General features: G+C 57.5%; 29 protein-coding genes. 19 read left to right on the forward strand and 10 right to left on the reverse strand.

The window, feature by feature from the left end; all coding sequences use genetic code 11:
- Positions 1-2 precede the first annotated feature (2 nt).
- Entirely contained in the window at positions 3-260 is a 258-nt protein-coding gene (locus tag ACR0M3_RS11315) for a metal-sensing transcriptional repressor (protein ID WP_480546232.1), read from the reverse strand.
- Positions 261-393: 133 nt separating this feature from the next.
- On the opposite strand from ACR0M3_RS11315, the gene ACR0M3_RS11320 reads away from it, so the two are divergent.
- From ACR0M3_RS11320 to ACR0M3_RS11350, 7 genes are all read left to right on the forward strand, one after another.
- Entirely contained in the window at positions 394-1008 is a 615-nt protein-coding gene (locus ACR0M3_RS11320) for a ribonuclease D (protein ID WP_480832873.1), read from the forward strand.
- Entirely contained in the window at positions 1005-1973 is a 969-nt protein-coding gene (locus tag ACR0M3_RS11325) for a KpsF/GutQ family sugar-phosphate isomerase (protein ID WP_480773983.1), read from the forward strand. Before ACR0M3_RS11320 ends, ACR0M3_RS11325 begins: the two co-directional genes overlap by 4 nt.
- 11 nt (positions 1974-1984) lie before the next feature.
- Positions 1985-2584, forward strand: coding sequence for an LPS export ABC transporter periplasmic protein LptC (gene lptC / locus ACR0M3_RS11330; protein ID WP_267363092.1), 600 nt, complete (start codon positions 1985-1987; stop codon positions 2582-2584).
- A 3-nt stretch (positions 2585-2587) separates the two neighbouring features.
- Complete coding sequence (locus tag ACR0M3_RS11335; protein ID WP_480483925.1) at positions 2588-3079, forward strand: LptA/OstA family protein; 492 nt, start codon at positions 2588-2590, stop codon at positions 3077-3079.
- Positions 3079-3837: an LPS export ABC transporter ATP-binding protein gene (lptB, locus tag ACR0M3_RS11340; RefSeq protein ID WP_480474775.1), complete on the forward strand. Its 759-nt coding sequence runs from the start codon at positions 3079-3081 to the stop codon at positions 3835-3837. The genes ACR0M3_RS11335 and lptB overlap by 1 nt, the downstream gene beginning before the upstream one ends.
- A gap of 252 nt (positions 3838-4089) precedes the next feature.
- On the forward strand, positions 4090-4653 hold the full coding sequence (gene hpf / locus ACR0M3_RS11345) for a ribosome hibernation-promoting factor, HPF/YfiA family (protein ID WP_480474777.1): 564 nt from the start codon (positions 4090-4092) through the stop codon (positions 4651-4653).
- 57 nt (positions 4654-4710) lie between these two features.
- Entirely contained in the window at positions 4711-5175 is a 465-nt protein-coding gene (locus ACR0M3_RS11350) for a PTS sugar transporter subunit IIA (RefSeq protein WP_267363095.1), read from the forward strand.
- Positions 5176-5230: 55 nt separating this feature from the next.
- Here ACR0M3_RS11350 and dalA read toward each other — a convergent pair whose 3' ends face one another.
- Complete coding sequence (gene dalA / locus ACR0M3_RS11355; RefSeq protein WP_267363096.1) at positions 5231-5746, reverse strand: divisome-associated lipoprotein DalA; 516 nt, start codon at positions 5744-5746, stop codon at positions 5231-5233.
- A gap of 169 nt (positions 5747-5915) precedes the next feature.
- Between dalA and ACR0M3_RS11360 the strand changes: the two genes are divergently transcribed.
- Positions 5916-6515 (forward strand): L,D-transpeptidase, encoded by a 600-nt coding sequence (locus ACR0M3_RS11360; protein WP_267363097.1) that lies wholly within the window; start codon positions 5916-5918, stop codon positions 6513-6515.
- Between the two features lie 139 nt (positions 6516-6654).
- Positions 6655-6837: a hypothetical protein gene (locus tag ACR0M3_RS11365; protein WP_117870963.1), complete on the forward strand. Its 183-nt coding sequence runs from the start codon at positions 6655-6657 to the stop codon at positions 6835-6837.
- Positions 6838-6997: 160 nt separating this feature from the next.
- Here ACR0M3_RS11365 and hemH read toward each other — a convergent pair whose 3' ends face one another.
- A complete protein-coding gene (gene hemH, locus ACR0M3_RS11370; protein ID WP_480910788.1) occupies positions 6998-8047 on the reverse strand; it encodes a ferrochelatase in 1050 nt (349 codons plus the stop codon).
- A gap of 57 nt (positions 8048-8104) precedes the next feature.
- Positions 8105-8935: a methyltransferase domain-containing protein gene (locus ACR0M3_RS11375; protein WP_480910790.1), complete on the reverse strand. Its 831-nt coding sequence runs from the start codon at positions 8933-8935 to the stop codon at positions 8105-8107.
- On the opposite strand from ACR0M3_RS11375, the gene ACR0M3_RS11380 reads away from it, so the two are divergent.
- Genes ACR0M3_RS11380 through ACR0M3_RS11395 form a run of 4 tightly spaced genes read left to right on the forward strand, consistent with a single transcriptional unit; the run spans position 8916 to position 11259 of the window.
- The gene (locus ACR0M3_RS11380; RefSeq protein WP_480910792.1) at positions 8916-9680 is read left to right on the forward strand and encodes a double zinc ribbon domain-containing protein; all 765 of its coding nucleotides are present in this window, start codon (positions 8916-8918) and stop codon (positions 9678-9680) included. The two genes, ACR0M3_RS11375 and ACR0M3_RS11380, sit on opposite strands and share 20 nt — an antisense overlap.
- A 38-nt stretch (positions 9681-9718) precedes the next feature.
- Positions 9719-9976 (forward strand): glutaredoxin 3, encoded by a 258-nt coding sequence (gene grxC, locus ACR0M3_RS11385; protein ID WP_480546226.1) that lies wholly within the window; start codon positions 9719-9721, stop codon positions 9974-9976.
- Positions 9976-10806 (forward strand): carbon-nitrogen hydrolase family protein, encoded by an 831-nt coding sequence (locus ACR0M3_RS11390; RefSeq protein WP_480910794.1) that lies wholly within the window; start codon positions 9976-9978, stop codon positions 10804-10806. The genes grxC and ACR0M3_RS11390 overlap by 1 nt, the downstream gene beginning before the upstream one ends.
- Before the next feature lie 12 nt (positions 10807-10818).
- The gene (locus ACR0M3_RS11395; RefSeq protein WP_267363106.1) at positions 10819-11259 is read left to right on the forward strand and encodes a MarR family winged helix-turn-helix transcriptional regulator; all 441 of its coding nucleotides are present in this window, start codon (positions 10819-10821) and stop codon (positions 11257-11259) included.
- Positions 11260-11262: 3 nt separating this feature from the next.
- Here ACR0M3_RS11395 and ubiG read toward each other — a convergent pair whose 3' ends face one another.
- Entirely contained in the window at positions 11263-12009 is a 747-nt protein-coding gene (gene ubiG / locus ACR0M3_RS11400) for a bifunctional 2-polyprenyl-6-hydroxyphenol methylase/3-demethylubiquinol 3-O-methyltransferase UbiG (protein WP_480773987.1), read from the reverse strand.
- Positions 12010-12057: 48 nt separating this feature from the next.
- Between ubiG and pip the strand changes: the two genes are divergently transcribed.
- From pip to infB, 6 genes are all read left to right on the forward strand, one after another.
- On the forward strand, positions 12058-13035 hold the full coding sequence (pip, locus tag ACR0M3_RS11405; protein ID WP_480773988.1) for a prolyl aminopeptidase: 978 nt from the start codon (positions 12058-12060) through the stop codon (positions 13033-13035).
- Positions 13032-13853 carry an ABC transporter substrate-binding protein gene (locus ACR0M3_RS11410; RefSeq protein WP_480910796.1) on the forward strand — a complete coding sequence of 274 codons (822 nt, stop codon included), beginning with the start codon at positions 13032-13034 and terminating at the stop codon, positions 13851-13853. The genes pip and ACR0M3_RS11410 overlap by 4 nt, the downstream gene beginning before the upstream one ends.
- Positions 13854-14013: 160 nt before the next feature.
- Positions 14014-14604, forward strand: coding sequence for a ribosome maturation factor RimP (gene rimP, locus ACR0M3_RS11415; protein WP_267363111.1), 591 nt, complete (start codon positions 14014-14016; stop codon positions 14602-14604).
- Positions 14604-16223 (forward strand): transcription termination factor NusA, encoded by a 1620-nt coding sequence (gene nusA, locus ACR0M3_RS11420; RefSeq protein ID WP_480488115.1) that lies wholly within the window; start codon positions 14604-14606, stop codon positions 16221-16223. The genes rimP and nusA overlap by 1 nt, the downstream gene beginning before the upstream one ends.
- A 22-nt stretch (positions 16224-16245) precedes the next feature.
- Positions 16246-16869: an RNA-binding protein gene (locus ACR0M3_RS11425; RefSeq protein ID WP_480488113.1), complete on the forward strand. Its 624-nt coding sequence runs from the start codon at positions 16246-16248 to the stop codon at positions 16867-16869.
- 8 nt (positions 16870-16877) lie between these two features.
- Positions 16878-19364, forward strand: a complete 2487-nt coding sequence (infB, locus tag ACR0M3_RS11430; protein ID WP_480488111.1) for a translation initiation factor IF-2 — start codon at positions 16878-16880, stop codon at positions 19362-19364.
- Between the two features lie 66 nt (positions 19365-19430).
- Here infB and ACR0M3_RS11435 read toward each other — a convergent pair whose 3' ends face one another.
- The 5 genes from ACR0M3_RS11435 to ACR0M3_RS11455 all read right to left on the reverse strand — a co-directional run bounded on the left by ACR0M3_RS11435 (position 19431) and on the right by ACR0M3_RS11455 (position 24112).
- Positions 19431-20258: an alpha/beta hydrolase gene (locus tag ACR0M3_RS11435; protein ID WP_480910798.1), complete on the reverse strand. Its 828-nt coding sequence runs from the start codon at positions 20256-20258 to the stop codon at positions 19431-19433.
- A 3-nt stretch (positions 20259-20261) separates the two neighbouring features.
- The gene (locus tag ACR0M3_RS11440) at positions 20262-21146 is read right to left on the reverse strand and encodes a tryptophan 2,3-dioxygenase (protein WP_480559414.1); all 885 of its coding nucleotides are present in this window, start codon (positions 21144-21146) and stop codon (positions 20262-20264) included.
- A gap of 64 nt (positions 21147-21210) precedes the next feature.
- The gene (tdh, locus tag ACR0M3_RS11445; protein WP_480870617.1) at positions 21211-22239 is read right to left on the reverse strand and encodes an L-threonine 3-dehydrogenase; all 1029 of its coding nucleotides are present in this window, start codon (positions 22237-22239) and stop codon (positions 21211-21213) included.
- A 14-nt stretch (positions 22240-22253) separates the two neighbouring features.
- Complete coding sequence (locus ACR0M3_RS11450; protein WP_480483939.1) at positions 22254-23438, reverse strand: glycine C-acetyltransferase; 1185 nt, start codon at positions 23436-23438, stop codon at positions 22254-22256.
- Positions 23439-23548: 110 nt separating this feature from the next.
- On the reverse strand, positions 23549-24112 hold the full coding sequence (locus tag ACR0M3_RS11455) for a helix-turn-helix domain-containing protein (RefSeq protein WP_480539398.1): 564 nt from the start codon (positions 24110-24112) through the stop codon (positions 23549-23551).
- Positions 24113-24200: the final 88 nt, after the last annotated feature.

Below are 24200 nucleotides of genomic sequence, written 5' to 3' on the forward strand. Positions count from 1 at the left end.
GTTCAGAGGTATTTCGTAATGGCTTTGAAATCCTCGATCCCGCCGCTATCGCCATCGGAAGACAGGCAATGGTCGATGTGATCATGGATCAAGGCGCGCTTGGCGTTGGTGACCGCTTTTTCAACGGCAAACAGCTGTTGGGCGATGTCAGAACAGGGCGCCTGACCTTCAAGCATGGCAATGACCTTTGCCAGATGCCCGTGGGCCCGTTTCAGCCTTGCCGTGATATGCGGATGCGACTCGCGGGGTACATTTGTCATGATGTATCCCTATCCCCCCCATGAGGATATTGTCAATCTTGTTGCGGGGATTTGCCCGTGACTTTTGGACGGCGTTGAGTTTATGGACCAAACCGCCTATCTCGGAGGCGATACCGCACAAAGGAATAGTCGGGTGGCGAACCATTTGTACAAAAACGACCTGCCGGACGGGCTGGATCTGGGCCCTGTTGTGGCCATTGACTGTGAAACCATGGGTCTGAACCCACATCGGGACCGCTTGTGCGTGATTCAGATGTCGGGTGGTGACGGCAACAGCCATATCGTGCAGGTGGAAAAAGGCCAGACTGAGGCGCCGAACCTATGTGCCATGCTGGAAAACCCTGACATTCTGAAGCTGTTCCATTTCGGGCGCTTCGACATCGCCGCTATGTACCATACATTTGGTGCTCTGGCCGCGCCGGTTTATTGCACCAAGATTGCCAGCCGCCTGGTGCGGACCTATACCGACCGGCATGGGCTCAAGAACCTGTGTCAGGAACTCATCGGTGTCGATATTTCCAAACAGCAACAGATGAGCGACTGGGGCGCAACCTCATTAACGGACGCTCAATTGGATTACGCTGCGTCTGACGTTCTTTATCTGCATCAGCTGCGCGATGCGCTGAACATTCGGCTGGCTCGCGAGGATCGGACTGAAATGGCGCAGGCCTGTTTTGACTTCCTACCGATGCGTGCGAAACTGGACCTCGCCGGTTGGCCCGAAACGGATATCTTTGCGCACTCATGACCGATACCGAAGCATTCCTGAAAACCGCCCGTCAGGTGGTGACTGACGAAGCCCGCGCGCTGGACGTACTTGCCGACAGTCTGGACGCGCATTTTGCTGAAGCCGTGCAGCTGATCCTTCAGGCCACCGGGCGCATCATAATCAGCGGTATCGGCAAGTCAGGCCACATAGGTCACAAGATTGCGGCCACGCTGGCCAGCACCGGAACGCCTGCCTATTTCGTGCATCCGGCCGAGGCCAGCCATGGTGATCTTGGCATGGTCTCCAAGGGTGATGTGGTTTTGGCGATTTCGAATTCGGGCGAGGCACCGGAACTTGCCAATCTGCTGGCCTTTACGCGCCGCTTTGGCATTCCGCTGATTGGATTGTCCAGCAAACCTGACAGCACATTGATGAAACAGGCCGACGTACATCTTCTGATCCCGTCGATGGGCGAGGCCTGCGGTTTTGGTATGGTGCCGTCGATCTCCACAACGCTGACCCTTGCCATGGGGGATGCACTGGCGATTGCCCTCATGAAATACCGCGATTTCCGGCCCGAGGATTTCCGTGCCTTCCATCCCGGCGGCAAACTGGGTGCTCGGCTGAGCACAGTACAGGATCTGATGCATGTCGGAGAGGCCCTGCCTCTGATTGCGGCACATACTCCGATGAGCGATGCGCTGATCGAAATCAGCCAGAAGGGGTTTGGTGTTGCTGGCGTAACAGACCCGCAGGGTCAATTGGCAGGGATCATTACAGACGGTGACTTGCGGCGCCACATGGATGGGCTGCTGAACAAAACGACCGAGCAGGTCATGACCCCCAACCCCACAACCATATCCCCGGATGCGTTGGCGGAAGAAGCGGTAGCAATCATGAATGACCGTAAGATCACCTCGCTCTTCGTGGTTGACGAGGCGACATCAGGTCAGGCTTTGGGGCTGCTTCATATCCACGACTGCCTGCGCGTCGGTCTGGGCTGAGGGAGGCTGAAGTGGACAGGTATTCCCGCATGGTGCAGTTCCTGAAGGTGCTGTTGCCGCTTGCGGCTATTGTGATGTTGTCCACGGTATTCCTGCTGTCCCGCAGTATCGAAACAAACGTTTCCGTGCCTTTCGCGCAGAAAGACATTGATGAGAGACTGGCACAACAGGTGGTAACGCGGCCGGATTACCGCGGAACGACCCGCAAGGGAGAGACCGTGCACATCGAGGCGGTGCAAGCCACGCAGGGCACCGAGGCGTCGGTTCCGACCGCTTCCGAGTTTCGCGGCCGCTTTGGGCTGCTCAATGGCGGCACAATTACGCTGGATTCGAATTCCGGCCTGATCCGTCCGGATAGTGGAACAGCAACCTTTGTTGGTGACGTGGTCATCACCACGGCGGATGGGCTCAAGGTCACGACGGATCTGCTCAATACCTCGTTGGACGAAGTCCGGGGCGATACGCCGGGGCAGGTGAACGGAACCGGTCCGATCGGTAACTTTTCCGCGGGGCGTATGACCTTTGGCACTGAAAAAACGGACGGGCCGGTCCATATTGTTTTTACAGATGGTGTGAAGCTGGTATACGAGCCTGAAAAAGCAGAAAGATAACTTGTGTTCGATTTTCGATTTGTTCCTTTGTGCCTCGCCTTGATCGCGGGCGCCGCGCCCGTGACTGCGCAAGAGGCGCAGGTGGCTTTTGGGTCCGCGAATGCCGATCCGAGCCTGCCGGTCGAGGTGACATCGGAAACCCTGAACGTCAATCAAGAGGACGGATCGGCCGAGTTCATCGGGAATGTCATCGTCGTACAGGGTGAAATGCGACTGACAGCCGAACGCGTGCTGGTTATCTACAATCAGGAACGCTCGGCGATCGAGCGAATGGAGGCCACCGAGAATGTGGTTCTGGTCAGCCCGCCGGATGCAGCGGAAGGCGACTGGGCTGAATACAAGATCGGCTCGGGTGAGATTGTCATGAAGGGCAATGTCCTTCTGACACAGGGCCCCAGCATCATCAGTGGCGATCAGATGAACGCCAACCTGACATCGGGCACTGCGACAATGACCGGGCGGGTCAAAACGATCTTGCAGCAGGGAAACAACTGATGGCGCGTCCCGATCTGAAACTGACCGAGGGCAGTTCCGGGCTGCGCATCGAGAAGCTGCGGAAGTCCTACAAAAAAAAGACGGTGATCCGCGATGTTTCGATGACGTTGGGTCGGTCCGAAGTGGTGGCGCTGCTGGGGCCGAACGGGTCTGGTAAAACCACAACGTTCTATTCAGTTGCGGGCCTTGTGTTCCCAGAGGCGGGAAAAGTCACGATCGACGGCCAGAATGTGACTACTTTGCCGATGTACCGGCGGGCACGGATGGGGATCGGCTATTTGCCGCAGGAGATGTCGATCTTTCGCGGCATGAGCGTCGAGGACAACATTGCTGCCGTTCTGGATATCACGGTCTCTCATGCGCATAAGCGCAAAGAGCGTTTGGAAGAGCTGTTGTCTGACTTCTCGATCGAACACTTGCGCCGGGCCCCGGCTCTGGCGTTGTCAGGCGGCGAGCGCCGCCGTGTTGAGATCGCGCGCTGTTTGGCCGCAGACCCCAAATACCTGCTGCTGGATGAACCGTTTGCAGGCGTTGACCCGATCAGTGTTGGGGATATTCGCCATCTGGTCGCGGATCTGAAAAAACGCGGTATTGGTGTGCTGATCACCGATCACAACGTCCGGGAAACGCTGGAAATTGTCGACCGGGCCTATATCCTGCATGACGGTCAGGTTTTGATGTCCGGCACACCTGATGAGGTTGTCGAAAACGAGAATGTGCGCCGCGTCTATCTGGGCGAGAATTTCCGCATTTCATAACCTTGCGCGGAGTTGTGCCAATTGCATGGCGGAAATCGCGTATATACACATCTGTTTTGATTGACTCTTCCCTCGTCTCTTGCCTCAATTGGCTTATGGCATTTACCCGGTTCCAGTCTGGATCTCGATGTCCCTTCTTCGAAGGGCTGGAAACAAGGCAACCGCGGAAAATGTCTCTACCCCCCACCCGATAAAAACAAGCTCGCCGCGTTTCGCGGCGTCAGAATGGGTGTGAATTGTGAAGGAGATCACATGCGTTACCAAATCAGCGGAAAACAGATCGACATCGGTGCGGCGTTGCAGACACACGTGCAGACCGAACTGAATGAGGTCGTGGGCAAATATGCGCAGCGGCCTACGGATGCAAACGTCGTCTTTTCCCGTTCGGCGCATGAATATGTATGCGAGACAACAGTGCACCTGTCCACTGGCCTGACGGCGCAGGCCAAGGCCCATGCAACCGAGATCTACGCGGCATTTGAGGCATGCTGTGATAAAATGGAAAAACAGTTGCGTCGTTACAAGCGTCGCCTGAAGGACCACCACAAGGATCGGGTCGAACCGGTTGAACTCTTTGGGGCGTCCTCTTATATCCTCGCTTCTAACGAATCGGAGTCGGCCGATGAACCCGAATCGCTTCAGCCAATGATTGTGGCCGAGATGGAAACAAAAATCCCATCTTTGAGCGTCGGAGAGGCCGTTATGCAAATGGAACTTGCCGGTGCGCCAGTACTGGTGTTCAGAAATGAAAACAAGGACGGATTGAATGTCGTTTATCGTCGCGATGACGGTAATATCGGCTGGATTGATCCGTAACAGGCAAGGATACGGGGCCGCGCCCGCTGATGCGGGTGCGTGCCATGGAGCGTGATCATGGAGCTTTCGAGCATACTGAAGCCCGAAGCGGTGCGTGTTTTGTCCGCGGCTTCCAGCAAGAAGCGGCTGTTTCAGGAAATCGGTGACGTCGCCGCGGCGACGCTGGGTATCGATCCTCAGGAAGCGGTTGATTTCCTGCTGGAGCGGGAAAGCCTTGGACCGACCGGTGTCGGCCATGGTGTGGCGTTGCCACATGCGCGCCTGCCCGATCTTGATTCGGTTTCAGGTGTTTTTGTCATGCTTGAGAAGCCGATCGATTTCGGTTCGGTTGATCGCCAGCCTGTGGACATTGCCTTCGCGTTGTTTGCACCGGAAGAGGCGGGCGTTGATCACCTCAAAGCTCTGGCGCTGGTGTCTCGCACATTGCGGGATACTTCGGTTTGCACCAAACTTCGGGCGAACCCCGATCCGGTAAAGCTCTATGCGATCCTGACCGAGGCGCAGTCTATGCAAGCCGCCTGATTAACAAAAAAAATCCCCCGAAAACCGGGGGCTTTTTTCTTTTCATTTGACCGGATCAACCACCGGTTCCCATTTCCAGCGTCCACCAGATTTTACCACCGCCTTCCTGATGCCAGGCGAATCCCATTTGGGTGGCTTTGGCGTCCATGATGACAGACCTTGGTCCAGGTTCCTGCATCCATGCGGCAAGTGTTTCCGTCTCGGTCTCGTAGGTTTCGGAAATGGCTTCCCCCAGGAACGTTCCGAAATAGCCGACACGCGCTGCCCGGTCGATCGGTGATGAACCGTCTGACCCAAAATGCCAGGGCCGGTTCTGCCGCGACATATCCTTCGAATGTGTCGCTGCCGCTGCGTTCAGCTGCGCGTTCAGCTGTACGGGCTGCAACCCCTGAGCCTGACGCAAAGCATTGACCGAATCAAGCATGCGGAACTGTAGCTTTTCCGGATTGCCGCGGATCTTGTACACAGTCGGCAATGGGCGACCATCAGATCCCAGAGTGGTTGAGCCAGTGTTGGTACATGCCGCAAGCGCGACAAAGCAAATCAACAGTAAAGAAACGATGCGCGTCATGTTCGACCTGATTATTGTATCTCAACAGGGCATAGCGCGCCTGCTTGTTCTGAGCAAACGCGCAATGGCCACAACTTGCGTGATTCTGCCGGTTTGGTTTGCGACTGAAGCATTCTGGCAATAGAATGCCTCTGATTTCAGACCTCACCTAAACACAGGACCCGTCGTCATGGTCAAAAAGCGCATTCATTCGCCCACCCGCAGGGGGTTTCTGGCAGGGGCTACCGCCACTCTGGCTACACCGGCACTGGCGCAATATATCCCGGGCGACCCGCTGCGCCCTGCACCCGAAACCGAACCGGCAGTTCGACGCAACGTATCCGGGTTCCGGGCATTGGATTGGCAACCGTATTTCTCGAACACCAGAAATGGCGCCATATTGGTCGACACCGTCTCAAGAGCGCTGCATTACTGGTCGGATGACCAAACAGTCTATAAATTGTACCCGTCGTCGGTTCCGCTGACCGAAGAACTCACCCGGCGCGGGCGCACCAGTGTGATCCGCAAGGTCGAAGGCCCAAGCTGGTCTCCAACGCCTTCGATGAAGAAGAGAAATCCGGAATGGCCGGACTACATTCCTCCGGGTCCTGATAACCCATTGGGAACACACGCTTTATACCTGAGCTGGAAGTATTATCGCATTCACGGGACGCACGATACACGCAAAATCGGCCGCAGATCTTCGAACGGCTGCATCGGCCTTTTCAACGAAGACATCGCCGAGCTGTTTTCGATGGCGAAGGTTGGCACGCAAGTGTTGCTAATTTGACGACATTTTCGTGTACGAACCCGCTCACCGGTCAAGTTGCAATTGCATTCCCGCTCTAATGCTGATTAGAAAAAACTACGAGGTAAGTCTTAGATGTGCGGCTCTGGATATTGGAGCCGTGCAAATTCTGGAGGTTAATATGAAGAAACTCGTTCTCGCCGCAGCTCTGACTGCAGCAGCTTCGACTGCATATGCTGGCAACCTGGAAGAGCCGGTTGTTGAAGCACCAGTTGTTGTTGAAGAAACTCAGGGTTCGTCGCAGGGCATTCTGCTGCCGCTGATCCTGCTGGTCGTTGTTGCTGCTGCTGTTGCTGCAAGCTAATCCGACACGGAATTCATGAAAAAGGCGGTGGAGCAATCCACCGCCTTTTTTAATTCCAACAGGTCTTCAAGCCTGTTGCGCGCCGGGGGATACTGACAGGCCAGTATCAAGCCGAGCCTAACGTTCTCATAGGAAATGCGGGTTGCGTTCTGTAAACGCTTTACTCCAGCCACCCGCACAGATTGTCTTCGATCACTTTTCCAAGTGCCGCGATATGGGCATCATTATCGTTAAGGCATGATATATAGGTAAACGCCTCCCCGCCTGCTTCTTCGAAGCTTTCTTTGATTTCTTCGTTAATCTCTTCAAGCGTTTCGATGCAGTCAGCAGAAAACGCCGGGGCAATAACTGCAATGTTCTTTTTGCCTTGCTTCGCCAGGTCGGCCACGTGATCCACCGTGTAAGGTTTCAACCATTCTTCGGGGCCGAAGCGCGACTGGAAGGTCGATACCAATTGATCATCTGTCCAGCCCAGCCGCTCCTTTAACAGCCTCGTCGTTTTAGCGCATTGGCAGTGATAGGGATCGCCCTGCTGAAGATACCGCTCGGGCATCCCGTGATATGAGCAGACAAGAATGTCGGGCTTTGTCTCCATAGCCTCGTATGCGCGTTCAACAGACTGTGCCAGCGCATCGATATAGATGGGTTCATCGAAATAGGCCGGAACGGTTCGCGTCGCGGGCTGCCAGGCTTCGTCCATCAGTGCGCGAAAGAACTGGTCGTTGGCGGTGGCCGTCGTTGCGCCAGCGTATTGAGGGTAAAGCGGAAAAAACAAGATGCGATCGCACCCTGCCGCTACCATCGCGCGCACTTTGGATTTGGTCGACGGGTTGCCGTAACGCATACAGAAATCGACCATGACCTGATCACCGTATCGTGCGTGCATCGTCTGGCTTAGCTTGGCGGTCTGGTCCTTGGTGATGGTCATCAGCGGGCTTTCGCCTTTTTCCTGGTTCCAGATCGATTTGTAAGCCTCGCCGGAACTGAAAGGTCGCTTGGTCAGGATGATCGCCTGTAGAATCGGTTGCCATTTCCACTTTGGATAATCGATGACACGCTGGTCCGACAAAAACTCATTCAGATATCGGCGCATCGGCCAATATGTGTAGTCGTCCGGCGTGCCCAGATTGGCCAGCAATATGCCGACGCGCCCCATCCTGATCTTGGGGTGATCCGTAGGAGCGTGAGCGGGTCGCGTGGCATCAAACATATGAGGCTTCCTGAATTTCTTGCGTTAGGGCCTGAAATAAGGGGATTTGGTCGCGCGTCAATCGGGCAGTTTGCCCTCGTCCGTGCGCAAGGCGTCAGCCAAACGTGCTTGCGCCGACCCAGGACGCAGTGGTTTGGGTTGACTGTCGTGGGGGGACCATCCGGTCAGGCAGATCAGTTCGAACGTGGCTGCCAGACGTCCCGACTCTGTGGTGAAATGAGACGCGTAGATGTTTTGCGCGGCCTCAAATACTGCGCGTTTGGTCGGGTGTTTCAGTCGCCCGGATAACGCATTGGCCTCACCCATATGCCGCAGATCGTGCATCAGGTGCCAGATGTCACGGTACTCAGCCGTGAGCGGCACCGAGTCTGCGACTGGCAAGGCCAGACCTGCCCGCTGCAACAAACCGCCCATGTCTCGCAACCCGGCCATCGGGGCGATGCGGGGGCTGAGGCCACCGGTAACGTCAATCTCGGCCTGACCCAACGCCGCGCGCAATTCGTGCAGCGTTTCGCCACCCAGGCAAACAACCAGCAACAACCCGTCGGGTTTCAGCGCGCGGTGGCATTGGATCAACTGACCCACCGGATCGTTTGCGCAGTGCAGTGTCATGGCGTGGATCACAAGGTCATGTACGCCGGGTTGCAGTGCCAGCACGTCGTCATCCGCAATGATCGAGGCTTCGGGAAACGCGTCCGTCCAAAGCTGCGGGTATGCCGTCACGATCGCTGCCGCCGTAAAGGTTTTGTTAACCATGGAGAGCCGATCCTGAACCTCGTCCATCGCGGCGCGGTGCAGAAAAAGGGCGTCATCCTGCGCGCGGCTGCGATGACGCAGAATGGCGGCACGGTCAAAAAGTGAGGGTGCAGTGGGTTCGGGCAGTTTCATAGCTGGCAAGTATCGCATCGCGCAACGGATTCAAACCGCACTTGCGCTGATTTATCCACCACGTTGCATGGGGTGCGGCGACCTGACCGAGTCCGATTTTGGCCTGTGTGGCCCATGCTGGCGGGAAACGCCATTCATTGGCGGCACGGTCTGTGAAAGTTGCGGTCTGCCCCTGATCGGGGGGCAGGACGAGTTTCGGACCGAGTGCGATGATTGCCTGAAGACCGCGCGCCCCTGGAGGGCAGGACGCGCCGCGCTTTTGTATGACGGCAAGGCGCGGTCACTGATCCTGGCGTTGAAACATGGTGATCGGCCCGAACTGGCCCGCCCTGCCGCGCAGTGGATGGTGCAGGCAGGGCGCCCATTGTTGCGACCGGATATGGTGATTGTTCCGGTTCCATTGCATTGGTCACGATTGGTCAAAAGGCGATACAACCAGTCAGCACTGTTGGCGCAGAACCTGGCGCGCGAGACAGGATTGGAATGTGTGCCCGATCTGTTGATTCGCAAAAACAAGACGCCGGTACTGGACGGCAAAACAGCTGCCGAGCGGGCACAGATTTTGGGCGACGCGATATGCCTTCACCCCCGAAATGCCCGCCATCTGACGGGCCGGAACGTTTTGCTGGTGGACGATGTGATGACGTCCGGGGCAACACTGGCCGCATGCACTCGTGCCTGTCAGGCGGCGGGGGCAAATCATATTTTCGTGTTGGCTCTGGCGCGCGTTGCCAAGGATGCCTAATTCGCCCAAGATTGCGCGAAATCCGAAGGGAACGGAAAATGAAGTCGATAGAGATCTATACATCGCCACTGTGCGGGTATTGTCATGCAGCCAAACGCCTGCTGAAGCAGAAAGGTGTCGAGTTCAAGGAGATCGACGTGCTGATGCACCCCAAACGCAAACCTGAAATGATTCAACGTGCCGGAGGCAAACGCACGGTGCCGCAGATTTTCATCGGCGCCACGCATGTCGGCGGTTGCGATGATTTGTACGAGTTGGAGCGTCAGGGCAAGCTTGACCGTCTGCTCGCGGCCTGATGAAAACCGCGCTGCTGCAAATCACCTCGTCGGACGATCCGGCAGAAAACCTCGGGATGGTCCGAGGTATGATGGCCGAAGCGGCAGAACAGGGCGCCCGCTTTGTTCTGACGCCAGAGGTTACGAATTGCGTTTCGACCAGCACCACACGGCAGCGCGCGGTTTTACAACATGAAGAAGATGACATCACTTTGACGGGCCTGCGCGAACAGGCTGCTGATCTGGGTGTTTGGCTTCTGATCGGCTCGTTGGGGCTCAAGACTCATGACAATGACGGTCGTTTTGCCAATCGTTGCTTTATGATCGGACCGCAAGGTCAGATCGTGGCGCGGTATGACAAAATCCATATGTTCGATGTGCAGGTCACCGAGACCGAGACGTTCCGCGAATCAAAGAATTACCGCCCAGGCGAAAAAGCGGTTATCGCAGAAACGGATTTCGGCAAGGTTGGTCTGACCATCTGTTACGATATCCGCTTTCCATATTTGCACGCGGCACTGGCGCAGGCGGGCGCGCGCATTCTGACCGTCCCGGCCGCGTTCTCGCCGGTCACAGGTGCCGCGCATTGGGAAGCCTTGCTGCGCGCACGTGCAATCGAAACCGGGTGTTGGGTGCTGGCCCCGGCCCAAACAGGGGAACATCCAAAAACCGGCTGTAAAACACGCTATACTCACGGTCACAGCATGGTCGTCGACCCGTGGGGAAAGGTGCTGATCGACGCAGGGACCGATCCAGGCATTCACATTTTCGATTTGGATGATAGTTCTGTGACTGAGGCACGGCGACGTGTCCCTTCACTGCACCACCGCCGTTCCTTCGACGGACCCTGACAGAACGGAACAATGACAGACGACACCAATGCCCTTGCGGTCACGCTGTTCAGCGAGATCCTGACCGCCGACCAGCTATTGCGGAACCGGCTTAGCCGGGTGCTGCCCAAGGGCATGGAAATCTCGCATTTCTCGGTTCTGAACCACCTGGCTTTTGTCGCGGATGAGCGTAGCCCGGCGCAGCTGGCCAACACGTTCCACGTGACCCGAGGAGCGATGACCAACACCTTGGCCAAGCTGGAATGGGCCGGATACATCCACATCCGCCCCGACTGGGACGATGCCCGCCGCAAGATGGTCGCGATCAGCCCCGCCGGTAAACGCGCGCGGGATCAGGCGATTTCCTCGATTGCTCCGTTGATCAACCGCGTGGTCGGAGAGTTGGGGGACGACCGTGTTCGGTCGACACTGCCAGTGCTGCGCGATCTGAGAAAACAGCTGGAAGGGGAATAACCCTCAGCCCGGTTTCACACTCGCCGTCACATAGTTCACGCTTAAGTCCCGGTCCGAGATCGACCAGCTCCAGAGGATCGGGTTGAAGACGAACCCCTTGCGGTCCACCGGGTCCATCCCGGCCTGACGCAGCAGGTCGAACAACTCATCAGGGGTGATGAACTTGTTCCACTCATGCGTGCCGCGCGGCAGCCAGCGCATGACGACCTCGGCCCCGAAAATGGCCATGGCATAGGATTTCGGGTTGCGGTTGATGGTTGAGCAGATCAGCAGCCCGCCCGGCTTGAGCAATTTTTGCGAGGCGGTCAGGAAGCCCTCCGGGTCGGCCACATGCTCGACCACTTCCATGTTCAGGACCACGTCGAACTGCTCACCTGCGGCGGCCATGTCTTCGGCTGTGGTGTGGCGATAGTCGATCTCCAAACCGGATTGCTCGGCATGGATACGCGCAACAGGCAGGTTGCCTCCGGCGGCATCGGCCCCGACGACCTCGGCCCCCAGACGTGCCATGGGTTCGCTTAGCAGACCACCGCCACAACCGATATCCAGCAGGCGCAGCCCTTCGAACGGATTTCGCGCTTTCAGATCGCGGTCGAATTCACCGGCAATCTGCTGTGTGATATAATCCAAACGGCAAGGATTCAGCATGTGCAACGGTTTGAATTTCCCATGAGGATCCCACCATTCCGCCGCCATCGCTTCGAATTTTGCGATCTCGGATGGATCCACCGTGTTCGGATGCGCTTGCATTCCTGTCTCCGTATGCTCTTTTACGCTTAAGGACTATATAGGGCCATAATGGACAAGTACCCGGACCAAAAGCGCGCAGTTCAATATCTGTACCCGCCGATCGATCCGTTCGACCAGCGTATGGTCGATATGGGCGACGGGCACCGTATCTATGTGGAACAATGCGGCAACCCCGAAGGCATACCGGTGGTGATCCTGCATGGCGGCCCAGGCGGTGGCTGCAGCCCCGCAATGCGGCGTTATTTTGATCCACAGGCCTACAGGGTGATTCTATTTGATCAGCGTGGGTGTGGCCGGTCTCGCCCCACGGCTTCGGTTGAAAATAACACGACATGGCATTTGGTGGCCGATATTGAACGGTTGCGCGACCTGTTCGAGATTGATGAATGGATTGCTTTTGGCGGCAGCTGGGGCGCGACCCTTGCGTTGATCTACGCGCAGTCGCATCCAGACCGGGTCAGCCGATTGGTGCTGCGCGGTGTGTTCCTGGCAACTGACGCTGAACTTGACTGGTTTTATGGCGGCGGAGCGGGACGTTTCTGGCCGGAACAGTGGCAGAAATTTACCTCACTGTTGCCCGAGGTGGAGCTGAAGGACACCATCACCGCCTACAATAAACGCCTGTTCTCGGGGGACCGCGCGACCGAGACCCTGTATGCGCGGGCATGGTCGCACTGGGAAAATGCGCTGGCGTCGATCCACACGAACGGATCAGTGGGCGAAAGCCCCGGCGAATACGCCCGTACATTTGCCCGGCTCGAGAATCACTATTTCTACAATAAGGCGTTCCTGGAAACGGATGGGCAGATCCTAAATCAAATGGACCGGATTGCTCATATCCCGGGTCACATCGTGCAGGGGCGATACGACATGATTTGCCCGCCGCAGGCCGCCTGGTCGCTGAGCGAACGCTGGCCGAATGCCGAGATCAAGATGGTACGTCAGGCCGGTCATGCGCTTTCTGAACCCGGGATCAGCGCAGAACTCATCCGGATCATGGATCGCGTAGCGGAGGGTTTGGCATGACACGCATCGACCGCCGTGCCTTGTTTGCCTCGGGTGCCGCCGCCGCGCTGCTTGCCGCGACAGGCGCGTCCCTGGCGGACAAACCTGAGAAAGGCGGCACGCTGCGATTGGCCGTACCGCGCGACGACAGTCTTGAGCAGGTGGCGCGCGGTGCGGTTTTCGACACGCTGACCGAGATCGCCCCGGATGGCACTTTGCGGGGCGAGCTTGCGACGGGCTGGCAAACCGACGCCGATGCGAGGGTCTGGAGCTTTGATCTGCGCAACGATGCGGTGTTCCACGACGGCGCGTTTTTGGACATCGCAGATGTTGCGGCCGTATTGGCCGAGGTCGGGCATACCGAGGCATTGACTGCCAACCGTTTGCGGCTGGAACTGGCCGAGGCAAATCCGGGCCTTCCATTCCTTTTGGCGGACAGTCGTTTTATTATTGCCCGCAATGGCGAAGGCGTCACGCCGCTACACAACGCCAATGGCACGGGTTGCTACCGTGTCGAACGCGCCGAAGACGGGCGGCATTTCCTGGGTCGCCGTGTTTTGGGGCATTACAAGGACGGTCAGGCCGGTTGGGTCGATGCATTCGAAGTGATCGTTATTCCCGATGCCCGTGTCCGCGCCGAGGCATTGCGTGATGGCTATGTCGATGTCGCCGCCTTCCCCGATTCGTCAGAGATCCGCGGTACGCGCAGTCTTCGCTACTATCCTTCCGAGACCGATATGGCACTGGCCGTCTCTGGGGCGGTGGGATTGCCGCGGCAGATTGCCGGACGCACGGTTCTGGACGACGGTCGTATCGCTGAACGGTGGTGGATCGTGTAATTTCGGGTGACACTTCTGTCGGGGGTTGCAGACTCGGATCATCCTGCGTATATGCAGTTTCAACAGCGGTGCGTTGGACTTCTGGTCCAAGGCTCCACCGGAAAATTCGACGGGCCGCGCGCCCGTTTTTTTGTGCCCGACTGACAGGGTAGAGAACCTGATGACAAACGACCTGATAGCCAAAGCTGCCATCGACCGGCGACTTGCCGAGATCATCACCCCGGTGATCGAAGATCTGGGGTATGAGCTGGTCCGTGTCCGGCTGATGAGTGGTAAGCAGACCACGCTGCAAATCATGGCTGACAAACCCGAAGGCGGCATCGAAGTGGATGACTGCGCCGAGATTTCGAATGCGGTCAGCGCCACCCTGGATGTCGAGGACCCGATCCTTGACGCCTATACGCTTGAGGTGTCCAGCCCCGGTATCGACCGCCCCCTGACCCGCCTCAAGGATTTCGAGACTTTCGAGGGGTATGAGGCCAAGATCGAAACTTCTGAACTGATCGATGGCCGCCGCCGGTTCAAAGGGGAACTGGCCGGGATTGAAGGGGAAGAGGTTCTGATCAATATCCCCGAAGGGTCCGAGACGATCACCATCGGCCTGCAATTCGACTGGCTGAGTGATGCCAAGCTGGTCCTGACCGATGACCTGATCAAGGAAATGCTGCGCCAGCGCAAGGACGCCGGTGCCCTGAACGAAAACGCTTTCGACGAGATTGAGACCGAAGGGTCCGAAGAGGAGACGAACTGATGGCAATTACCTCAGCCAACCAGCTGGAGCTGCTGCAGACTGCCGAGGCCGTGGCCCGCGAAAAGATGATCGACCCCGGTCTGGTTGTCGAAGCGATGGAGGAATCGCTCGCCCGCGCCGCCAAGAGTCGCTACGGCGCCGAGATGGACATCCGCGTGTCCATCGACCGCAAGACCGGCAAGGCGACCTTCACCCGTGTGCGCACCGTGGTCGAGGATGAGGAGCTTGAGAACTATCAGGCCGAGTTCACCGTCGAACAAGCCAAGCAGTACATGGAAGATCCGCAGGTCGGTGACGTTTTCGTTGAAGAAGTGCCGCCGGTCGAAATGGGTCGGATCGCGGCGCAGTCGGCCAAGCAAGTGATCCTGCAAAAGGTCCGCGAAGCCGAGCGGGATCGTCAGTATGAAGAATTCAAGGATCGTGCGGGCACCATCATCAACGGTGCCGTCAAGCGCGAGGAATTCGGCAATGTTATCGTCGATCTCGGCGGTGCCGAGGCTGTTCTGCGCCGCAATGACAAGATCGGTCGCGAAAGCTATCGTCCGAATGATCGTGTGCGCGCGTATATCAAGGAAGTCCGCCGCGAAGTGCGTGGCCACCAGATCTTCCTGTCGCGTACCGCACCAGAATTCATGGCCGAGCTGTTTAAGATGGAAGTGCCGGAAATCTATGACGGTATCATCGAGGTCAAGGCCGTGGCCCGTGACCCCGGTTCACGCGCCAAAATCGCCGTGATCTCGTATGACGGCTCGATCGACCCTGTTGGCGCCTGCGTTGGTATGCGCGGCAGCCGCGTGCAGGCCGTTGTGAACGAACTGCAGGGAGAGAAGATTGACATCATCCCGTGGAACGAAGACCAACCGACCTTCCTGGTGAACGCGCTGCAACCTGCCGAGGTTTCGAAGGTTGTTCTGGACGAAGAAGCAGGCAAGATCGAGGTTGTCGTTCCGGAAGAGCAGTTGTCTCTTGCAATCGGTCGTCGCGGTCAGAACGTGCGTCTGGCAAGCCAGCTGACCGGGCTGGATATCGACATCATGACCGAAGCTGAAGAATCGGCGCGTCGTCAGAAGGAATTCGAATCTCGTACCAAACTGTTCATGGACAGTCTGGATCTGGACGAGTTCTTTGCGCAATTGCTGGTTTCCGAAGGCTTCACCAACCTCGAAGAAGTTGCCTATGTCGAGATTGATGAACTTCTGGTCATTGACGGCGTCGACGAAGGCACTGCGCAGGAACTTCAGACCCGGGCGCGCGAGTTCCTGGAAGCCCAGGCCAAAGCCGCTCTGGATGCGGCGCGCGCACTGGGTGCCGAGGACAGCCTCATTGAATTCGAAGGCCTGACCCCCCAGATGGTAGAGGCGCTGGCCAAGGACGATGTGAAGACGCTGGAAGATTTCGCAACCTGTGCAGACTGGGAACTGGCCGGTGGCTGGACCACGGTCGACGGTGAACGCGTCAAGGATGATGGCGTGCTGGAGCCCTTTGGCGTCACGCTCGAAGAAGCACAAGACATGGTCATGACTGCGCGTATCCTGTTGGGTTGGGTTGATCCGGCCGAGTTGGAGCAGGCGGAAGAAGACATCGACGGCGACGCAGCAGACGAGGAGGTCGAGGCCTGATCTCAGGTCTCGGGTGGCGCGTATGGGTCGCGGTGGCGTCCATAAGGATCGGTCTGACGGACCCGAACGCAAGTGCATCGCCACAGGCGAGGTTCAGCCTAAATATGGCTTGATCCGCTTTGTGACGGGCCCGGACGGTCAGGTCTTTCCGGATGTCGCGGCAAAGTTGCCGGGACGGGGCGTTTATGTGGCGGCGGATCGTGCTGCGCTGGACAAGGCCATTGGTAAGAAACTGTTTGCGCGGGGGTTCAAGGCACAGGTGACTGTGCCTCAGAACCTCGCGACAGAAGTTGAAAAGCAGATCGCGCGCCGTGTGATTGAGTTGCTCAGTCTGGCGCGCAAGTCCGGCGACGCGGTTGCCGGGTATGAAAAGGTCAAGTCGTGGCTGGACCGGGAAGAGGCTCAGGTGCTGATTCAGGCCACTGATGGATCGGGGCGCGGCAAGTCGAAGCTCAGTACGCCGCACTTCGGAAAATACATCGGTTGGCTGACGGCAGACGAATTAGGGCAGGCATTTGGGCGCCAAACGGTGATTCATGCGGCCTTGGCCTCTGGCGGACTCGCCAAACGTGTTGTAGAGGAAGCGCAGCGCCTGCGTGGCTTGCGCGAAACGGATGACGGCGGCAAGGGCCGCGCGGAAGGGTAAGAAGCTTTATGAGCGATAGTGACGGCAAAAAGACATTGGGTCTTCGTGGCGGGGCACGCCCCGGAAATGTGAAACAGAGTTTCAGCCACGGACGCACCAAGAATGTCGTGGTGGAAACCAAACGCAAGCGCGTGGTGGTCCCCAAGCCGGGCGCGGCAAAGCCGGGTGGCGGTGCCGCCCCTTCGGGTGATCCGTCGCGTCGTCCCGCAGGTATTTCCGACGCGGAAATGGCGCGCCGTATGAAGGCTTTGCAGGCTGCCAAGGCCCGCGAGGTCGAAGAGGCCGCTGAACGCGAAGCCGCTGAAAAGGCACGCGAAGAAGAGCGCGTGCGCCGCCGCGCGGAACAGGAAGCGAAAGAACGCGAGCAGCGTGAAGCGGAAGAGCGCGCGCGTCAGAAAGCCGAAGATGAAGAGCGCAAGCGCGTGGAGGCTGAAGAAGAAGCCAAGCGTGCCGCTGTTGCTGCTGCCGCTTCGCCGGCCCCTGAAGAAGCCAAAGCTGCACGCAGCCCGGCCAGCAAACCTGCGCCTGCTGCCGCACCTCGCAAGCAGGATCGCGAACGCGAACAGCGCGGTCGTGGCAAGGGTCGTGAAGACAACCGTCGTTCGGGCAAGCTGACACTGGGTCAGGCCACCGGTGACGAAGGCAGCCGCCAGCGGTCGATGGCAGCGATGAAGCGCAAGCAGGAACGCGCCCGTCAAAAAGCCATGGGCGGTTCGGTCGAGCGGGAAAAGGTGATCCGCGACGTACAACTGCCTGAGGCGATCATGGTCTCGGAACTGGCCAACCGTATGGCCGAGCGCGTGGCTGACGTGGTCAAATCACTTATGCAGATGGGCATGATGGTCACGCAGAACCAGACCATCGACGCTGATACTGCCGAGCTGATTATCGAAGAGTTTGGCCATAAGGTCACCCGCGTCTCTGATTCGGATGTTGAGGACGTCATCAAAGAGGTCGAAGACAGCGAAGCCGATCTGAAGCCTCGTCCGCCCGTCATCACCATCATGGGTCACGTCGACCACGGGAAAACATCGCTGCTGGATGCAATCCGCGATGCGCGTGTTGTGGCTGGTGAGGCCGGTGGCATCACCCAGCATATCGGCGCCTATCAGGTGAAAACCGATGGCGGCTCGACGCTGACCTTCCTGGATACACCCGGACACGCGGCCTTCACCTCGATGCGCTCGCGTGGTGCCCAGGTGACCGACATCGTGGTTCTGGTCGTCGCTGCCGATGACGCGGTCATGCCGCAGACAATTGAGGCGATCAATCACGCGAAGGCAGCCAAGGTGCCGATGATCGTGGCGATCAACAAGATCGACAAACATGATGCAAATCCGGACAAAGTGCGCACCGATCTGCTGCAACACGAAGTGATCGTCGAGAAAATGTCGGGTGAGGTTCAGGACGTAGAAGTGTCTGCCATCACCGGTCAAGGTCTGGACGAGTTGCTGGAAGCCATCGCATTGCAGGCCGAGATTCTGGAACTGAAAGCCAACCCTGATCGCGCTGCCCAGGGTGCCGTGATCGAGGCACAGCTGGACGTGGGCCGCGGCCCGGTCGCTACGGTTCTGGTTCAGAACGGTACATTGCGTCAGGGCGATATCTTTGTCGTGGGTGAGCAGTATGGTAAGGTCCGTGCTCTGATCAACGACAAGGGTGAGCGCGTCAAGGAAGCTGGCCCGTCGGTTCCCGTTGAGGTTCTTGGTCTGAACGGTACGCCTGAAGCAGGCGATGTTCTGAACGTGACCGAGACCGAAGCACAAGCCCGTGAAATCGCCGCCTACCGTGAACAGGCCGCCAAGGACAAACGCGCTGCCGCTGGTGCCGCAACGACCCTTGAACAGTTGATGCAGAAGGCAAAGGAAGACGAAAACGTCACCGAGTTGCCCATTCTGATGAAAGCAGACGTTCAGGGTTCGGCGGAAGCCATCGTTCAGGCAATGGAGAAGATCGGCAACGAAGAAGTACGCGTGCGCGTTCTGCATTCGGGTGTTGGTGCCATTACTGAAACGGATGTCGGTCTGGCTGAAGCGTCGGGCGCTCCAATCTTTGGCTTCAACGTGCGGGCCAATGCCTCAGCACGGAATACCGCAAACCAGAAGGGCGTCGAGATTCGCTATTACTCGGTGATTTATGACCTCGTAGACGACGTAAAAGCAGCCGCATCCGGCCTGTTGAGCGCCGAAATTCGCGAGAAGTTCATTGGCTACGCCGAGATTCGCGAAGTCTTCAAGGTTACTGGCGTTGGCAAGGTTGCTGGCTGTCTGGTCACCGAAGGCGTGGCGCGTCGTTCTGCCGGTGTCCGCTTGCTGCGCGACAACGTGGTGATTCACGAAGGCACGCTGAAGACGCTGAAGCGTTTCAAGGACGAAGTGGCCGAGGTTCAGTCGGGTCAGGAATGCGGTATGGCGTTCGAAAACTACGACGATATCCGTGCAGGCGACGTGATCGAAATCTTCGAGCGCGAAGAAGTCACCCGCACGCTGGACTAGCCCGGCAAAGGATGAAAACGAAAAACAGCGGCCCCCTTAGGCCGCTGTTTTCTTTTACCGAAGCGCTTATTTTGTCTGGGGCAGAAACGCATCTGAATGCATGATGATATCGAAATGATGCATTCCTTGCGCGAGCATAAAGCTGACAGAGTGTCCGGCCTTTCGCAGCCTTTCAGCATAGTCGCGGCTTTGGCGAATGAACTCACCTGTATCCCGTTCGGCTACCGAAACATGGTATCGAGGACCGGGCCGGGGCAGATTGCGGATGGGTGACAGATCGTTGACCTCGACCGGCGTCAGTTGCAGCGGATCGTTCACCGACATCAGGCTGATCGGTTCCAGGTCGTATATACCGCTGATCAAAATCACATCCCGCACCCGAAGCCCCGCTTTGGCAAGGGCATCTGATGAGGTTGCCATCACCATCGCCGCCAGATGCGCGCCTGCACTGTGACCTGACAGGGTGATCCGCGACGGATCGAATCCCAGCTCCTCCGCCTGGGCCGCCAGCCAAAGCAACGCGTCACGGCATTCATCGATCATGCCACCAATCCGGACATCGGGTGCCAGCGTATAGTTCACAGTCGCAAAAGCTTGCCCGTGTTCTACCAGACCCGGTGCCATCAGAGACGATTCATTCTGGCTGAGCGCCTGCCAGTACCCGCCGTGAATGAAGACGTGCAGAGGTGCCTTGTCATCGCGAGCGGGAAAGAAATCCAGAACTTGTACGGGGCTATCACCATAAGCCAGATTTTCCCGTACCGGAAAGTCGGCCCGCGCCTGAGCGCTCAGTGCTTCATAACTGGCAAGATAAGGGCTCAGGTCGCCACCGATCATTGTGCTGGGGGAATACTCCCGCTCCAGCTCGGATTGCGAAAATCCTCGATACAACATGTCTTAGGTCTGCCCGCTGTACATCAATTCGGTGCGCACGTCGTAAAGGTCGTGGAAAAACCGCAGCTCTAGCGCCTTTCGCAAAAAGGCCACGCCGCTTGAGCCACCAGTGCCGGGTTGCATCCCGATCACGCGCTCAACTGCGGTGGCATGATCAAAGCGCCAGCGTTGAAACAGGCTTTCCACATCCATCAGTTTTTCGGCCAAAGCATAAAGGTCCCAGTATTTTTCAGTGTTGCGGAATACCTCGACCCAGATTTTTACCACGCGCGAATCGCCGGAATAGGGTTGGGCGTAGTCGCGTTCAACCAGATCTTTGGGCACATCGAATCCTTGGCGGGCCAACATGTGCAACACTTCGTCATAAAGTGACGGTTTGGTCAGTGCGGCATTCAGCATCTCCATCACCTCTGGGTCATGCGCATGGACCTTCAGTGTTGAGGCATCCTTATTGCCAAGAATGAACTCAATCTGCCGGTAGCCGTAGCTCTGAAACCCTGACGAGTTGCCGAGAGCCTGCCGGAAAGTCATATAGTCGGCAGGTGTCATGGTCAGCAGGGTTTCCCAAGCCGCAATCAACTGCCGTTGAATGGCCTTGATGCGGTCGAGGTTTTTCATGGCTGGGCCAAACTCGTCCTGTTGCAGAAAACGGCGCACCTCGACCAGTTGGTGGTGCATCAGTTTCAGCCACAGTTCGCTGACTTGATGGATGATAATGAACAGCATCTCGTCAGGCTGCGCGGGGTCCTGAAAAGTTTTTTGCAGATTCAGCAGTGTTTTGAGTTGCAGAAAATCTCCATAGCTTTTGCGATGTGTCTCGGCGAAATCAGTGACCAGAGTGTCTTCGACACCTCTTTGCAATAGACGATCGTCTTTGTTCTCGCCCATCTCATGCCTCCCTTGTGCGATCCTTGCACCTGTCTAGGCGTTGAGTTCGTAACTTTCCAGCGGGTTAGGTCCAGTCAAGGACAACCTTGCCAGAGAGGCCGGATTTCATCGCGGCAAATCCATCCGCAAAATCATCAACCTCAAAGCGATGCGTGATCACGCGGGACACATCCAAACCGTTTTGCAGCATGGCGATCATCTTGTACCAGGTCTCGAACATCTCGCGACCATAGACACCCTTGATTGTGATCGCCTTGAAAACGATACGCGACCAGTCGACCGGAGATTTCCCCGGCGGTATCCCCAGCAGGGCGATTTTCCCACCCATCACAAGCGCCTCGACCATCTGGTCAAGCGCGGCTTGTGAGCCGGACATTTCAAGCCCCACATCAAAGCCTTCTTTCATTCCAAGCTGTGCGATGACATCGTGCAAATCTTGTTTGGAAACATCAACGGTCCGCACCGACGGCACCACATGTTCCGCCAGTTTCAACCGTTCGGCGTTAATGTCTGTAATCACAACATTGCGGGCGCCTGCATGGCGGGCAACGGCGGCGGCCATGATGCCGATGGGTCCTGCGCCGGTGATCAGGACGTCCTCGCCCAGAAGGTCAAAGCTGAGCGCGGTGTGTACAGCATTGCCCAGCGGATCAAGGATTGCCCCGATCTCATCCGGGATATCGTCCGGCAGGGGAACAACGTTGAAGGCAGGCAATTTCAGGTATTGCGCAAACGCGCCCTGTTCATTCACCCCGATCCCGCGCGTACCGGGGTCGAGGTGAAATTTGCCTGCGCGGCTTTGACGGCTTTCAGTGCCGATCAGATGCCCTTCGCCGGAACAGCGCTGCCCAACGTCCAGGCCAGTGACGTTGCGCCCAATCTCGACGATTTCCCCGGCGAACTCATGACCAGTGATCATCGGAACCGGAACGGTGTGAGAGGCCCACTCATCCCAGTTCCAGATGTGAATGTCGGTACCGCAAATTCCGGTCTTGTTGATCTTGATCAGTACTTCATCAGGCCCGATTTCAGGGACCGGGGCCTGTACCATCCACAACCCTTCTTCAGGTTTCGACTTTTCCAGCGCTTTCATCGTGTTGGGTCGCATCAGATCACCCCCAGTTCCTTGCCGACCTTGCCAAAGGCCGCCAGCGCGCGGTCCAGTTCGTCCCGCGTAAGGGCGGCGTTCATCTGCGTTCTGATCCGCGCCTGCCCGCGGGGAACAACAGGAAAGAAGAAGCCCGAGACATACACGCCCTCGTCAAACAGCTTGGCGGCCATCTCTTGTGCCAGCGTTGCATCGCCCAGCATGACAGGGATGATCGGATGTTCACCGGGCAAAAGGTCAAAGCCAAGCTTTTCCAGACCGGCACGCCAGTACTTTGCGTTTCCGAATAACTGCGCGCGTAGAATGTCGCCTTCTTCGACCAGGCGGATCGCCTCAAGCCCTGCGGCGACGATGGATGGCGGCAGCGAGTTCGAGAACAGATAGGGCCGCGCCCGCTGCCGCAGCAGGTCGATCACTGGCTGCGGCCCGGCGATGTAGCCGCCGATTGCCCCCCCAAGTGCCTTGCCCAAAGTTCCTGTCAGAATGTCGACATCAACACCAAAGTGATCCGGTGTTCCGGCGCCGCGCGGGCCCATGAAGCCGGTTGCATGGCAATCATCGACCATGACGATGGCATCGTATTTATCAGCCAGTTCGCGAATTTTCGGCAAGTTGGCCAAATAGCCATCCATCGAGAACACGCCATCGGTTGCGATCATGATATGACGCGCGCCATCCTCGCGCGCCTGCTTCAGCCACGCTTCCAGGTCGTTCATGTCATTGTTCAGATAGCGATAGCGCTTGGCCTTGCACAGCCGCACCCCGTCAATGATAGAGGCGTGGTTCAGACTGTCCGAAATGATGGCATCTTCAGGCCCCAGCAACGGTTCGAACAACCCGCCATTGGCATCAAAACAGGCCGCGAACAGGATCGCATCATCCTTGTTCAGGAATATCGCCAACCGCTGTTCCAGTTCACGGTGAATATCCTGCGTTCCGCAAATGAACCGGACCGAGGCCATGCCGAATCCTTTCGGACCCATCGCATTTGTTGCGGCCTCGATCAGCGCGGGGTGATCCGCAAGACCCAGATAGTTGTTGGCGCACAGGTTGATCACCCGTTTGCCGCCCACCGTAATCTCACCGCCCTGAGGCGAGGTGATCATTCGTTCGCGTTTATACAGCCCCTCGGATTCGATCTGTGCGAGTGTGTCCGTGATGTGGGACAGGAATGCATCTGCCATGGCGACCTCCGTTCAACTGAGTCGCACATCTAACATAGCGGATGAATTTCCCAAATAGGGGAATTTCAATATACAGGAGAATTTTCCGTGAAGGCGGAAATTTGCTGACGTCAGGCGTTCTTTACGATCAAAAACACCCGCGCTGGTTCTTTGGCTGAGATGGAATGCACGATATCCGCGGCATAGCGGGCGGTGTCCCCTTGGCTCAGATCCGACACGGCACTGCCCGATTTAATTTTGACGGCGCCTTCCAGCACGGTCAGCTGCTCACGCGCGCCGCGCGCATGCGGCTGGCTGTTCAAGGCCCCGCCTTTGTCGAACTCGATATCATAAACCTCATGACCACCGGCCTCTTCCGGTGGGGACAGGATGCGAATGCGGCAGTTCTGCCCCATATTGTCGATGCTGGGCACTTCGGACGCGCGCAGCACCTCGATCTGATCACTGGCTTTTGATCCTTCCAGAAGACCGGCAAAATCCACCTGTAATGCACGGGTCAGGTTCCAGAGGGTCGAGATCGTCGGGCTGCTTTCACCGCGTTCGATCTGGCTTACCATGGATCTGGATACGCCGCTCAGGTTTGCGACTGCTTCCAGCGACAGTCCTTTGGCCCGGCGTGCTTCTTTCAGGCGAGCAGGCAAAAGGTTCAGGATATCGTCTGTATTCTCCGTCATGACGGAATCCATGCGTGTTGGGACCCGGCTTGTCAATTCCATCCGTGACGGCACGTCCTATAGGACAGGATCATGCTGCATGTGCATA

Source organism: Ruegeria sp. O5, from assembly GCF_056535105.1.